The organism is Streptomyces sp. NBC_00425 (assembly GCF_036030735.1).
Lineage (GTDB): Bacteria > Actinomycetota > Actinomycetes > Streptomycetales > Streptomycetaceae > Streptomyces.
Genome location: NZ_CP107928.1, coordinates 4,909,296 through 4,922,448 on the forward strand (window position 1 = coordinate 4,909,296; position 13,153 = coordinate 4,922,448).

Genomic DNA, 13,153 nt, shown 5'->3' on the forward strand with positions numbered 1-13,153 from the left:
GCCTGGCGCGAGCCCCCTACCTGCCGCGTGCCCGGCGTGGAACCTGGGCGCGCGTGCCCGACGCAGGTCCTGCGCGCTTGCCCGGCATGGGTCTTACGCGCTCGTACCCGGCGTGGGTCCTACGCGCTCGTGCCCGGCGTGGAAGCCGCGGAGGCCGCCTGTTCGGGGGCCGGGAGCTCCGGGTTGTCCGGGTCCCCCTGAGCCCGCGGCTCGGCCTCCTCCGTCGGGGCGCCGTCGGGGGCCGGCTGTCCGCGGTCCGGGAGCAGCGCCTCACGCACGCGTGCCGCCCATCCGCCGACCCGGTGCAGAAACGGCGTCGGCAGGAAGACGGAGTCCGTCGCGATCATCGCCAGCGAGAAGAACGGCAGCCCGAGCAGGACCGCGATCACCGCGTGTTCCGCCATCATCAGCGCCAGCAGCACGTTCTTCAGCCGCCGGTTGAAGAGGGTGAACGGGAAGGCCACCTGCACGATGACCGTCCCGTACGTCGCGAGGAGGACCATCGTGCCGCTGGCGGCGAGCAGATCGGCGAGCCCGGGCCAGGGCGAGAAGTAGTCCAGGTGCAGGGGGTAGTACGCGGCGGTGCCGTCCTGCCAGCGCGAGCCCTGGATCTTGTACCAGCCGGCCGTCGCGTAGATCAGACAGGCCTCGACCATGATCACGACAAGGGCCCCGTTGTGCAGGACGTTGCCGATCACGTCGAGCAGGATCCGCGGCTGCGGCGACTTCCCGAAGCGTCCGGCGGCCCACCACAGGCCCTGCGCGGCCCACGCCGCCCACAGCAGCGCGGGAATGGTCCACTCACTGTGGAAACGGTCCGCCACGGTCGCCGTGACCAGCGCCGTCCCGGACACGGCCCACAGGACGGGGCCGACCCGATCGGTGATCCGTTCGCCCCGCGCGCGTGCCTCCTGCTCACGTCGCACCCGCCGGGCGTCGAGCGACCAGACCTGACCGCAGCGCATGAACATCAGGTAGATCGACATCAGGTGCAGGACGTTGTCCCCGCCGTCGCCCATGAAGACACTGCGGTTCTGCATCGAGAGCACGCCGACCATGAACAGCACCGACATCGCGCGCGTGCGCCAGCCCAGCAGCAGCAGCGCGCCGGAGACCAGCGCGAGCGCGTACACGGCCTCGAACCAGGCCTGCCCGTCCGACCACATCAGGACGGTGAACGCCCCGTTGCTGTCGATCAGCTGCCGGGCCAGCTCCCAGTCCCACGGACTGTCGGGGCCGTACAGCTCCTGACGGTGCGGAAGCTCCCGCAACAGGAACAGCAGCCACGTACCGCTGAAGCCGATCCGGACCACGGCGCTCTGGTACGGCCCGAGCGCCGACTCCGTGAGACGGGCGATGAACGCGGAGACCGAAAGGGAGAAGCGGTTCACCTCGTGCCTCCCTCGGTCGCGCCGTCCGGCACGGACCACCAGGACAGTACGCGGTACACCGGGCTCGTCGACACCTTGTCGGTGCTCCACTTCGGCGGGGGCACGTTGGTGGTCCGCGAGCGGACCTGGACCCGCTCCACGGCTTCGCCCCCGTGGACCGCGCCGCGCTCCAGACGCATCACCACGACCCGGCGCAGATACGTCTCGGCGAGGGCGCCGCGCAGGCCGACGGGCCGGGCGGAGCCGTCGTGCGTGGCGGTGAAGAAGTCCCAGGCACGGCGCAACTCGTTCTGCTGGGTGTGGCTCGGCACCAGGTTGCCGTCGATCTCGCGGCCGTCCTGCGCGGACAGGTCGTACCAGCCGGTGGTCCGCGACCCGCCGTCCGCGCCGCGGATCTGGGCGCGGACCTGGACGGCGATGTTCTGCTGCAGCGGGTTCGGCGCGAACAGCTTCCAGTTCTGTTCGAACTCCGGGTAGATCCAGTCGTCGATCGCCTTGCCGTGCGCCTTCGTGACGGTGTTGGACGGCGCGACGTGCAGGAACACGATCCCGACGTGCACGCACACGGCGACCGCGACGACGGCCAGCGCCAGCGCGGCCCCGACCTGGTAACGCGGCGAAAGCGCGGCCACACCGGTACGGGGCGGGAGGTGACGGGGCGCTGTCGTGGAAGCGGGGCCGGGGCCGGGGTCCGGACCGGGGTCGCCATCCGGGCCGACGCCGGGGCCGGGGCAGTACGCGGGGTCGGCATCCGGGTGGGAGGCCGGGTCGGCGTCCGGGCGGCGGGCAGTGTCGGCATCCGGCCCGGCGTGGACGTCGGCGTCGGCGTCGAGGCCGGGGGCCTGGTCGCCGGCTGCTTCCGTACCCCGGACGGGCGCGGAGCCCCGGAGTTCGGCGCGCGGCGCGGGCACTGCGCCTTTGACCGGCGACGACTCCGCCACCGGCCCACCTGACAGGCTTGCGCCGCCCGAAGCGTCCGCGACACTCAAAGGCTGCCCGCCCGAGGGGTCCCCGCCCGACGCCTGCGGCCCGTCCGACGCCTGCGGCCCGTCCGAGGGATGAGGCCCGTCCGACGGATCCGCGCCCTCCGACAGGCCCGGCCCCTCCGCCATGTCCCGCCCCTCCGACGAGGTCGGTCCGCCTGACGTGTCCGCCCGCCGTGGAGCGCCTGAGCCTCCGTCGTACGCGTCCATTCCGCCCCGTTCCCCGATACCGGTCCTCTTCGCGCGCTGCGTCGCGCAATCGCGAACGGTACTCAGCCTCACCCGTCCGGCCCAGCCCTCCCCCGCGGTGCCCGGACCCCGGCCGGGCGTGGGACGGATCGTCCGCGGAGAACTCCCGCAGGTTATCCACAGCGGTTGACACCATACGACGGCCGTCCCACCATGGAATCGCACGGACCGAACGATCGGTCGGGAGAAGGCTCGGGCAGAGCCGAGGCCAAGGCACGGAGCCGAGGCCCGAGGTCAAGGGGGACCGCATGGCGACAGCAGCCGCCCACCAGACGGCCCGCACGGAGGAAGACGCCCCGCGCCACGACGGCGGGCCGGCCGACGAGGCGGCGCACGAGGCGTACCAGCGCCTCTTCGACGCCACCGTGGCCGCGGACGAACGCATCGAGCCACGCGACTGGATGCCCGACGCCTACCGGGCGACGCTGGTACGCCAGATCGCGCAGCACGCCCACTCCGAGATCATCGGCATGCAGCCGGAGGCCAACTGGATCACCCGCGCCCCCTCCCTGCGCCGCAAGGCCATCCTCATGGCGAAGGTCCAGGACGAAGCGGGCCACGGGCTCTACCTCTACAGTGCGGCCGAAACCCTCGGCGCCAGCCGCGACGACCTCCTCGACAAACTGCACACCGGTCGCCAGAAGTACTCCTCGATCTTCAACTACCCCACGCTGACCTGGGCGGACGTCGGCGCGATCGGCTGGCTGGTGGACGGCGCGGCGATCACCAACCAGGTCCCCCTGTGCCGCTGCTCCTACGGCCCGTACGCGCGCGCGATGGTCCGCGTGTGCAAGGAGGAGTCCTTCCACCAGCGCCAGGGGTACGAACTGCTGCTCGCCCTCAGCCAGGGCACCGAGGCGCAGCACGCGATGGCGCAGGACGCCGTCGACCGCTGGTGGTGGCCGTCGCTCATGATGTTCGGCCCGCCCGACGACGAGTCCGCGCACTCCGCGCAGTCGACGGCCTGGAAGATCAAGCGCCACTCCAACGACGAACTGCGCCGGCGCTTCGTCGACATCTGCGTCCCCCAGGCGGAGTCGCTCGGCCTCACCCTCCCGGACCCGGACCTGAAGTGGAACGAGGAGCGCGGGCACCACGACTTCGGCCCGATCGACTGGACCGAGTTCAAGGAAGTCCTCAAGGGCAACGGCCCCTGCAACGAACAGCGCATCACCCAACGCAGGCGCGCCCATGACGAAGGCGCATGGGTACGGGAGGCGGCCGCGGCCCACGCGGCCAAACGCCTTCCCCGGACGACGGAAGCGGAGCAGGCATGACCCACACCGACTGGCCCCTGTGGGAGGTCTTCGTGCGCTCCCGGCGCGGCCTCTCCCACACCCACGCCGGCAGCCTGCACGCGCCGGACGCCGAGTTCGCCCTGCGCAACGCACGCGACCTGTACACCCGGCGCGGTGAAGGCGTCTCGATCTGGGTCGTGCCGTCCTCGGCGATCACCGCGTCCTCGCCCGACGAGAAGGACCCGTTCTTCGAACCCTCCGCCGACAAGCCGTACCGGCACCCGACGTTCTACGAGATCCCGGAGGGGGTGAAGCACCTGTGACCACGCCCGCGACCACGACCGCGCACACCCACAGCGACGTCGACACCCACGACCACACCGCCGCCGACACCACCGTCGACGGCACGCGGACCGCCGCCCTCGCCCTCGGGGACGACGCCCTGGTGCTCTCCCACCGCCTGGGGGAGTGGATCGGCCACGCGCCCGTGCTGGAGGAGGAGGTCGCCCTCGCCAACATCGCGCTCGACCTGCTCGGTCAGGCCAGGATCCTGCTGTCGATGGCCGGCGACGAGGACGAACTGGCGTACCTGCGCGAGGAACGCGCCTTCCGCAACGTCCAGTTGGTCGAACAGCCCAACGGCGACTTCGCCCACACCATCGCCCGCCAGCTGTACTTCTCCACCTACCAGCACCTGCTGTACGCGCAACTGGCAGCCGGAACCGGCCCGTTCGCCGGGCTTGCGGCGAAGGCCGTCAAGGAGGTCGCCTACCACCGCGACCACGCCGAACAGTGGACCCTGCGCCTCGGCGACGGCACCGACGTCAGCCACGAACGGATGCAGCGTGCGTGCACCGCGTTGTGGCGGTTCACCGGAGAGATGTTCCACCCCGTGAACGGCCTCGACCTCGACCGGGCAGGCCTGGAGTCGGCCTGGCTGGAGTCGGTGCGGGAGGTACTGGGGCGGGCCGGCCTGACGGTCCCGGAGGGCCCGCGCACCGGCGCCTGGAGCGCCGGGGCCGGCCGCGAGGGCCTGCACACCGAGCCCTTCGGGCCGATGCTCGCCGAGATGCAGCACCTGCACCGCAGCCACCCGGGGGCGTCGTGGTGACGACGACCACCGCGCTGGAGGCGGAACTCCTCGAGATCGCCGGCTCGGTCCCCGATCCCGAGCTCCCGGTGCTCACCCTCCATGAGCTGGGCGTCGTACGCGCCGTCCGCCTGCACGGCACGGACACCGTCGAGGTCGAACTGACCCCCACGTACACCGGCTGCCCCGCCGTCGAGGCCATGTCCCTGGACATCGAACGCACACTGCACGAGCACGGCATGCGCGAAGTGACGGTGCGCACCGTCCTCACGCCCGCCTGGTCGACCGACGACATCACCGCCGAAGGGCGTCGCAAACTACGGGAGTTCGGCATCGCACCGCCCCGCGCCGTACGCGAGCACGGACCCGTACCGCTGGCCCTCGGGCCGACCCGCGCCCTTCACGCGGCCGAGGCCTCCGAAGCGGAACCGCTGCACTGCCCCCACTGCGGATCCGCCGACACCGAACTGCTCAGCCGCTTCTCCTCCACCGCGTGCAAGGCGCTGCGCCGCTGCCTGTCCTGCCGCGAACCCTTCGACCACTTCAAGGAGTTGTGATGGCCCGCTTCCACCGGCTTCCCGTGGCCGCGGTGGACCGGCTGACCGACGACTCCGTCGCCCTCACGTTCTCCGTCCCCGAGGCGCTGCGCGAGGAGTACCTGCACGCGCCCGGGCAGCACCTCGCGCTGCGTCGCCTGGCCGACGGAGCCGAGATCCGGCGGACGTACTCGATCTGCTCGCCCGCGCCCGACGCCTCCGGCGAGGGGCCGCGCACACTCCGCGTGGGCGTGCGGCTGGTCGAGGGCGGAGCGTTCTCCACCTACGCCCTGAAAGAGATCGACATCGGGGACGAACTCGAGGTGATGACGCCAGCCGGGCGGTTCACCCTCGCCCCGGCCCCCGGCCTCTACGCGGCGATCGTCGGCGGCAGCGGCATCACACCGGTCCTGTCGATCGTCTCCACCCTGCTCGCCCGCGAGCCCCGCGCCCGGTTCTGTCTCATCCGCAGCGACCGGACCGCCGCGTCGACGATGTTCCTGGAGGAGGTCGCCGACCTGAAGGACCGGTACCCGGAGCGGCTGCACCTCGTCACCGTGCTCTCCCGCGAGGAACAGCAGGCGGGTCTGCCGTCCGGACGACTGGACCAGGACCGGCTGACCACCCTGCTGCCGGCCCTGCTGCCGGTCGCGGACGTGGCGGGATGGTTCCTGTGCGGCCCGTACGGACTGGTGCAGGGCGCCGAACGGGCACTGAGAGAGCTCGGGGTCGGCCGCACCCGGATCCACGAGGAGATCTTCCACGTGGACGGCGCGGCGCCCACGGCCCCCCGGACCACGCCGGCCCACGCCACGGTGACCGCCCGGCTCGACGGCCGGGGCGGCAGCTGGCCGGTGCGGGACGGGGAGTCGGTCCTGGAGACCGTGCTGCGCAACCGACCCGACGCGCCCTACGCGTGCAAGGGCGGAGTGTGCGGGACCTGCCGGGCCTTCCTCGTCGGCGGCGAGGTGCGCATGGACCGCAACTTCGCACTGGAGCCGGAGGAGACGGAGGCCGGCTATGTGCTGGCGTGCCAGTCGCACCCGCTGACCGAGGCGGTCGAGGTGGACTTCGACCGATGAGACGCCGATGAGACGCCGGGCCTCTCGGAACCCGACTGCTGTTCCCTTCTCCTAGAACCTGTTCTATCTTGACGCTCCGTCAGATCTGCCAGCCCTGTCAGATCGGCTGACCCGTCGGGAGGACCGGCTGTGGACTTCACCTTCACCGAGGAGCAGCAGGCCGCGGCCGAGGCGGCCCGCGGAGTCTTCGCCGGAGTGGCGCCCGACGGCGTCCCGAGCCCCGCGCTCACCCAGGGCGCCGCCGTCGCCGACGACCTCGACCGCAACCTGTGGAACAAGCTCGCCGCGGCGGACCTGCTGAGCCTGCTGCTCGACGAGACGTCCGGCGGGGCGGGCCTGGACGCGGTCGCCCTGTGCCTGGTCCTCCGCGAGGCGGGCAAGGTGCTCGCCCGGGTACCCCTCCTGGAGACCAGCGCGGCCGCCGCGACCGTACAGGCCTACGGCGGACCGGAGTTGAGGTCCGCGCTGCTCGCCGGCGCCGGACGGGGCGAGACGGTGCTGACCGTCGCCGCGAGCGGCCGCACCGGCCACGACGCCGCCGAACTCGCCGTCACCGCCCGGCAGGACGACCCGAGCGGCGCGCCCACGAACGACGCCGGAACCGGCGGAACCTGGGTGCTGGACGGCGTGCAGACGGCCGTGCCCTGGGCCTACGAGGCCGACCACATTCTCGTACCGGCACACACCGCCGACGACCGCAGCGTCCTCGCCGTGGTCGCCCGCGGGCAGGACGGCGTCGAGCTCGCCCCACAGATCTCCACCACCGGCGAGCGGCTCGCGGAACTACGGCTGGAGTCCGCGAGGATCCCGGCCCGCGACGTCATCACCGCCGACGGCGCGTGGGACGGGCTGCGAGCGCTGCTGGCCACCGGCACCTGCGCGCTGGCCCTCGGCCTCGGCGACCGCGTCCTGGCCATGACCAGCGACTACGCCGGCAAACGCGAGCAGTTCGGACACCCGATCGCCAGCTTCCAGGCGGTCGCCGTCCAGACCGCCGACCGCTACATCGACCTCCGCGCGATGGAGGTCACCCTGTGGCAGGCCGCCTGGCGGATCGCCTCGGGAACACCCGGCGCCCTACCCGCCTCCGGGGACGTCGCCCTCGCCAAGATCTGGGCCTCGGAGGGCGTACGCCGGATCGTGCAGACCGCCCAGCACCTGCACGGGGGCTTCGGCGCCGACGTCGACTACCCCCTGCACCGGTACCACGCCTGGGCCAAACACCTGGAGCTCTCCCTCGGCCCGGCCGCGGCCCACGAGGAGGCCCTGGGCGACCTCCTGGCCGCCCACCCCCTCGCCTGACCGGACGGCGACCCGACCGCCGGACCGGACAACCCGACCACCGGACCGAACAGAAAGTACGCACGGCACCACAAGAGCGCCGCCTACCCGACCCGGCCGACCTGCCGACCCGGCCGACATGCCGACCTGCCGACTACAGGACGAAGCCCTGCTTGCCCTCGTCCGTGACCACCGGACGCCCCACGGCCGCCCACACCTGCATGCCGCCGTCCACGTTCACCGCGTCGATGCCCTGCTGCACGAGATACATGGTCACCTGCGCCGAACGACCGCCGGAACGGCAGATGACATGCACCCGCCCGTCCTGGGGGGCGGCTTCGGTCAGCTCGCCGTAACGGGCCACGAACTCGCTGATGGGAATGTGCAGCGCCCCCTCGGCGTGACCCGCCTGCCACTCGTCGACCTCCCGGACGTCCACCAGGAAGTCATCGTCCTTGAGGTCCCCGACCTCGACCGTGGGCACACCAGCTCCGAAACTCATGCCCCGACGCTACCCGCAAGCGGAACTAACCGACCAGCTCGGCCAGCTCGTCCTCACGCGCGGCGACGTCGGCGAGCAGCTTCTCGGCGATCTCGTCCAAAAGGGTGTCGGGGTCGTCCGGAGCCATCCGCAGCATCGAGCCGATCGCACTGTCCTCCAGCTCCCTGGCCACCAGCGTCAGCATCTCCTTGCGCTGGGCCAGCCACTCGAGACGGGCGTAGAGCTCCTCACTGGGGCTCGGGCTGCGCTCCGCGGGCGCCGGACCGGCCGCCCACTCCTCCGCCAGCTCACGCAACAGCACCTCGTCGCCACGGGCGTACGCCGCGTTCACACGGGTGATGAACTCCTCACGCCGGGCCCGCTCCGCGTCCTCCTGAGCCAGATCCGGGTGCGCCTTGCGAGCCAGCTCGCGATACAGCTTGCGGGCCTCCTCGCTGGGCCGCACCCGCTCCGGAGGCCTGACCGACCGGTCCGTCAGCATCGCCGCGGCCTCCGGGAACAGCCCCTCCCCGTCCATCCAGCCGTGGAACAGCTCCTCGACCCCCGGCATCGGCAGCACCCGGGCGCGTGCCTCGGCGGCCTTGCGCAGATCCTCGGGATCTCCGGTACGGGCGGCACGGGCCTCGGCGATCTGCGCGTCCAACTCGTCGAGCCGGGCGTACATCGGACCGAGTTTCTGGTGGTGGAGCCGCGAGAAGTTCTCGACCTCGACGCGGAAGGTCTCCACCGCGATCTCGAACTCGATCAACGCCTGCTCGGCGGCCCGCACGGCCTGCTCCAGCCGCGCCTCGGGCCGGGGCTGCTCAGCTTCGGGGGTCGTCACCCGACCAGCCTAGGCCAAGCCCCACGAACCGTCGGCGCACATCGACCACGGAAGACCCGCCCTCCGCCTCCAGTGGGGGGTCCCCTCCCCCTCTCCCCCCTCCCCCCTCCCCCTCCCCCTCCCCCTCTCCCCCGTCCCCTACCCCCGCTCCCGTCCCTCCGGGCAGTCCACTGCCACCCACTTCGCTTGCAGGTCCTGGCAGACCACGACCAGGGTCCCTGGGCGGCAGGCGATTTCGTGGGTGCAGCCGTCGGGGTGGGGGAGTATCTCGTCGAGGATCACGTCGCCGAGGTCGTCGAGGGCGCAGACGTCGAGGACGTCGGCCTGGAACCGGGAGACGCCGGTGTAGCGGACCACCAGATCCTCGTCGTGCTTCCAGCAGTTGTGCGCGAAGCGGATCTCGATGCCGTCGTCGCCGCGCCGGCGGGCCACGCCGGGCTTGAGGTCCTTCACGCACCGTTTGCCCGAGAAGGCGTAGTGGTCCGGGTCGGTGGCGAACGCACGGGCGCCGGGTGGCAGCCGCTCCGCGAGGACGGGAAGCCGCTCCAGGTAGGGCCCGGGGTCTATGACGCCGGTGACGTCCCCGACCTGTCCGTCCAGCTCGACGTACTTCACTGCACCCTCCTCACTCGGCGCGTCCCCCTGACACCCCCACCCCGCTCACTCCACCCCCACCCTCACCCTGTCGTCTCACACTCCCGTCTCGGCCGGGATGCGTCCCGCACGTACCGCCGCGACGAGGTCCGTGTGGTCCGCCTCGGTGCGGTCGGCGTAGGCGACGGCGAACCCGGCGATCGCCTCGTCGAGCTCCTCGTTCTTGCCGCAGTATCCGGCGACGAGGCGCGGGTCGGCACTGTGCGAGTGGGCGCGGGCCAGCAGCGCGCCGGTCATACGGCCGTAGTCGTCGATCTGGTCGGCGGCGAGGGCGGCCGGGTCGACGCTGCCCTTGCGGTTGCGGAACTGCCGTACCTGGAAGGGGCGTTCCTCGACGGTGGTCCAGCCCAGCAGGATGTCGCTGACGACCTGCATGCGCTTCTGGCCGATCACCACCCGGCGGCCCTCGTGGTCCGCCTCCGGCGTCTCGAAGCCGGCGCTCCGCAGGTGCGGGACGAGCGCCGAGGCGCGGGCCTCCTTCACCTGGAGGACCAGGGGCTCGCCGCGATGATCGAGCAGCAGCACCACGTAGGACCTCGTCCCCACGCTGCCCGTGCCCACGATGCGGAAGGCCACGTCGTGGATCGCGTGGCGAGCGAGGAGAGGATGGCGGTCCTCGGTCAGGGTGGTCACGTAGTACTCCAGGGACGCGGCCACCGCCGCGGCCTCGGCGTCCGGGACCCGGCGCAGCACCGGTGCAGCGTCCACGAAGCGCCGGCCGCCGTCCTCCGTCGCCTCGGTCGACTTGGCCGCGAACCGCCCGCTGGTGTTGGCCCGCGCCTTCTCCGACACCCGTTCCAGGGTGCCCAGCAGATCGTGGGCGTCGGCGTGGGAGACGAGCTCTTCGTCGGCGATGGCGTTCCAGGCGTCCAGCACGGGCAGCTTGGCCAGGAGCCGCATGGTGCGGCGGTAGGAACCGGCCGCGCCGTGCGCCGCCTTGCGGCAGGTGTCCTCGTCCGCGCCGGCCTCGCGGCCCGCGAGCACGAGGGAGGCGGCGAGGCGCTTGAGGTCCCACTCCCAGGGGCCGTCGACGGTCTCGTCGAAGTCGTTCAGGTCGATGACCAGTCCGCCACGCGCGTCGCCGTACAAGCCGAAGTTGGCGGCGTGGGCGTCACCGCAGATCTGGGCGCGGACGCCGGTCATCGGGGTGCGGGCCAGGTCGTACGCCATGAGTCCCGCGGAGCCCCGCAGGAACGCGAACGGCGTGGCCGCCATCCGGCCCACCCGTATGGGCGTCAGCTCGGGGATGCGGCCTCGGTTGGACTCCTCGACCGCGGCCACCGCGTCCGGCCGGGCGGCGTCCAGGTCGAGCTGGGCATGCGCCGACCGCGGCACCCGGCCGCGCAGGGCCCGGCCGTTCTCCTTGGGGCTCTCTCCCACGCCGGACCGTGCGTCGGAGGACTCGCCAGGTCGCTCGGCGAACCCGCGCACCTGGGGAATCCTGCGCACTCCGACCGTTTCGCCCGTCCCGGTCGACCCGCTCGTTCCGGTCTCCGCACCACCGGTCCCGGTCATCATGACCGCCTCCCCCGCACACGTACGCTCAGCGGCTCTGTGACGAGCCCGACGAGCCGAACATCAACTTGTGCAGACCGTACAGCTGCTGGCCGAAAGTCGTCAGGCCTTGTGGACAAATTCGGGATTGTGGACAACTGCCTCGGTACGGACGCCGGGGGTCAGCCGCCGACAACCGGCATGTTTCACGTGAAACACTCCCGGCCCCCACCCTCGCCCCCCACCGGTCGACCCCTGAGACGTTCATCACACACGGTGAGCGATCACTGACTCGCTTCGCGCTCAGCAGTCTGCGACCCGATTTTCGAAAGGCCGCCCAGCCGGAACCCGCCTGGCCGGAGAAACGCGAAAGCCCCGCAGGTCTGAGACCTGCGGGGCTTTCGACTGGTGCGCGAGGGGGGAGTTGAACCCCCACGCCCTTGCGGGCACTGGAACCTGAATCCAGCGCGTCTGCCTATTCCGCCACCCGCGCATTGGGTGTGTCTTCGGGTTTGTGGGCTTTTCGGCCTGTCGCCTTCCGACATGCAGAACATTAGCACGCGCGCCAGGGTGCGTTCACATCCCTTCCGGGCGGGCAGGGAGCAGGTGGGAGGCCGTCGGGCGACCCCGCGCGTCCTCGTACGTCTCCGCAAGGACTGGTTCACGTATCAACCTCGTACCTATGGCGGCCGTCTCCCCAGGAGCCGGACGAGGAGCACAGCCAGGTGCGGGACACTGGTCCCGGGCCGCCTCTACGATCCTGGGCAGACGCAAGCGTGTGCAGCAGGTGCGGAGCGGGCCGTCGACACCGGTCGACGGGGCCGACAGGGGGAACCAGCCGATTCACCGGCGCGTGGATACGATCAGTAAGCAGTACAGGTAAGCAGGACCAGGCAAGCAGCACGGCACGGGACAGCAGCCACGACGGAGGAGGTGCCCCATGGGAGTTCTGAAGAAGTTCGAGCAGCGTCTCGAGGGTCTGGTCAACGGCACCTTCGCCAAGGTCTTCAAGTCCGAGGTCCAGCCCGTCGAGATCGCGGGTGCGCTCCAGCGCGAGTGCGACAACAACGCCACGATCTGGAACCGCGACCGCACCGTCGTCCCCAACGACTTCATCGTGGAGCTGAGCACGCCGGACTACGAGCGGCTCAGCCCCTACTCCGGCCAGCTCGGCGACGAGCTGGCCGGCATGGTGCGCGACTACGCCAAGCAGCAGCGCTACACCTTCATGGGGCCGATCAAGGTCAACCTGGAGAAGGCGGACGACCTCGACACGGGTCTGTACCGGGTGCGCAGCCGTACGCTCGCCTCGTCCAGCAGCCAGATGCCGGACTCACCGGCCGCCGACGGCCGGCAGCGCTCGGCCGGGCCGGGCGGCGCCGCCTATCCCGGCGCCGGCGCGGCTTCCGCTCCGCCGATGCCGTCCGCACCGCCGCCCGGCGCCCCAGGCGCCCGTCCCGGCGGCTACGGCTACCCGCCCGCCGCGGGCGCACAGCGTCCCGGCGCGGCAGGCGGCGGCCTGGCCGGGGCTCCGCAGCCCGGGTCACGCACCCGCCACTGGATCGAGATCAACGGCGCACGCCACCAGATCTCCCGCGCGACGCTCGTGCTGGGCCGCAGCACCGAGGCCGACGTGCGGATCGACGACCCCGGCGTCTCCCGCCGGCACTGCGAGATCCGGACCGGTTCGCCCTCGACTGTCCAGGATCTCGGCTCCACCAACGGCATCGTGGTGGACGGGCAGCACACCACCCGCGCTACGCTCCGCGACGGCTCGCGGATCGTCGTGGGCAGCACCACCATCATTTACCGGCAAGCCGAAGGGTGAAG

13 protein-coding genes and 1 tRNA gene are annotated in these 13,153 nt (G+C 71.7%); 7 read left to right on the forward strand and 7 right to left on the reverse strand.

Going from position 1 to position 13,153, the window contains the following annotated elements; translation table 11 throughout:
- Positions 1 to 119 precede the first annotated feature (119 nt).
- Positions 120 to 1,391 carry an HTTM domain-containing protein gene (locus tag OHS82_RS21085; RefSeq protein WP_328434296.1) on the reverse strand — a complete coding sequence of 424 codons (1,272 nt, stop codon included), beginning with the start codon at positions 1,389 to 1,391 and terminating at the stop codon, positions 120 to 122.
- Complete coding sequence (locus tag OHS82_RS21090; RefSeq protein ID WP_328434297.1) at positions 1,388 to 2,332, reverse strand: DUF5819 family protein; 945 nt, start codon at positions 2,330 to 2,332, stop codon at positions 1,388 to 1,390. The genes OHS82_RS21085 and OHS82_RS21090 overlap by 4 nt, the downstream gene beginning before the upstream one ends.
- A gap of 539 nt (positions 2,333 to 2,871) precedes the next feature.
- On the opposite strand from OHS82_RS21090, the gene paaA reads away from it, so the two are divergent.
- The 6 genes from paaA (at position 2,872) to OHS82_RS21120 (ending at position 7,871) form a co-directional block, all read left to right on the forward strand.
- Positions 2,872 to 3,900 (forward strand): 1,2-phenylacetyl-CoA epoxidase subunit PaaA, encoded by a 1,029-nt coding sequence (gene paaA / locus OHS82_RS21095; protein WP_057578068.1) that lies wholly within the window; start codon positions 2,872 to 2,874, stop codon positions 3,898 to 3,900.
- The gene (gene paaB, locus OHS82_RS21100) at positions 3,897 to 4,184 is read left to right on the forward strand and encodes a 1,2-phenylacetyl-CoA epoxidase subunit PaaB (protein ID WP_057578069.1); all 288 of its coding nucleotides are present in this window, start codon (positions 3,897 to 3,899) and stop codon (positions 4,182 to 4,184) included. The genes paaA and paaB overlap by 4 nt, the downstream gene beginning before the upstream one ends.
- A gap of 119 nt (positions 4,185 to 4,303) precedes the next feature.
- A complete protein-coding gene (gene paaC, locus OHS82_RS21105) occupies positions 4,304 to 4,972 on the forward strand; it encodes a 1,2-phenylacetyl-CoA epoxidase subunit PaaC (RefSeq protein ID WP_057578188.1) in 669 nt (222 codons plus the stop codon).
- On the forward strand, positions 4,969 to 5,508 hold the full coding sequence (gene paaD, locus OHS82_RS21110) for a 1,2-phenylacetyl-CoA epoxidase subunit PaaD (RefSeq protein WP_057578190.1): 540 nt from the start codon (positions 4,969 to 4,971) through the stop codon (positions 5,506 to 5,508). The genes paaC and paaD overlap by 4 nt, the downstream gene beginning before the upstream one ends.
- On the forward strand, positions 5,508 to 6,569 hold the full coding sequence (locus OHS82_RS21115) for a 2Fe-2S iron-sulfur cluster-binding protein (protein WP_057578071.1): 1,062 nt from the start codon (positions 5,508 to 5,510) through the stop codon (positions 6,567 to 6,569). Before paaD ends, OHS82_RS21115 begins: the two co-directional genes overlap by 1 nt.
- 129 nt (positions 6,570 to 6,698) lie before the next feature.
- Positions 6,699 to 7,871: an acyl-CoA dehydrogenase family protein gene (locus tag OHS82_RS21120; RefSeq protein WP_057578073.1), complete on the forward strand. Its 1,173-nt coding sequence runs from the start codon at positions 6,699 to 6,701 to the stop codon at positions 7,869 to 7,871.
- A 133-nt stretch (positions 7,872 to 8,004) separates the two neighbouring features.
- Here the strand turns inward: OHS82_RS21120 and OHS82_RS21125 are convergent, their stop codons facing one another.
- The 5 genes from OHS82_RS21125 to OHS82_RS21145 all read right to left on the reverse strand — a co-directional run bounded on the left by OHS82_RS21125 (position 8,005) and on the right by OHS82_RS21145 (position 11,816).
- Positions 8,005 to 8,334: a rhodanese-like domain-containing protein gene (locus OHS82_RS21125; RefSeq protein WP_057578074.1), complete on the reverse strand. Its 330-nt coding sequence runs from the start codon at positions 8,332 to 8,334 to the stop codon at positions 8,005 to 8,007.
- A 43-nt stretch (positions 8,335 to 8,377) separates the two neighbouring features.
- Positions 8,378 to 9,175: a J domain-containing protein gene (locus OHS82_RS21130; protein WP_057578079.1), complete on the reverse strand. Its 798-nt coding sequence runs from the start codon at positions 9,173 to 9,175 to the stop codon at positions 8,378 to 8,380.
- Between the two features lie 138 nt (positions 9,176 to 9,313).
- Entirely contained in the window at positions 9,314 to 9,790 is a 477-nt protein-coding gene (locus OHS82_RS21135; RefSeq protein WP_057576684.1) for a hypothetical protein, read from the reverse strand.
- Positions 9,791 to 9,865: 75 nt separating this feature from the next.
- The gene (locus tag OHS82_RS21140; RefSeq protein ID WP_370444085.1) at positions 9,866 to 11,344 is read right to left on the reverse strand and encodes a DUF2252 domain-containing protein; all 1,479 of its coding nucleotides are present in this window, start codon (positions 11,342 to 11,344) and stop codon (positions 9,866 to 9,868) included.
- Between the two features lie 385 nt (positions 11,345 to 11,729).
- Positions 11,730 to 11,816, reverse strand: a tRNA-Leu gene (locus tag OHS82_RS21145).
- Positions 11,817 to 12,263: 447 nt separating this feature from the next.
- On the opposite strand from OHS82_RS21145, the gene OHS82_RS21150 reads away from it, so the two are divergent.
- On the forward strand, positions 12,264 to 13,151 hold the full coding sequence (locus tag OHS82_RS21150; RefSeq protein WP_057576680.1) for an FhaA domain-containing protein: 888 nt from the start codon (positions 12,264 to 12,266) through the stop codon (positions 13,149 to 13,151).
- Positions 13,152 to 13,153 lie beyond the last annotated feature (2 nt).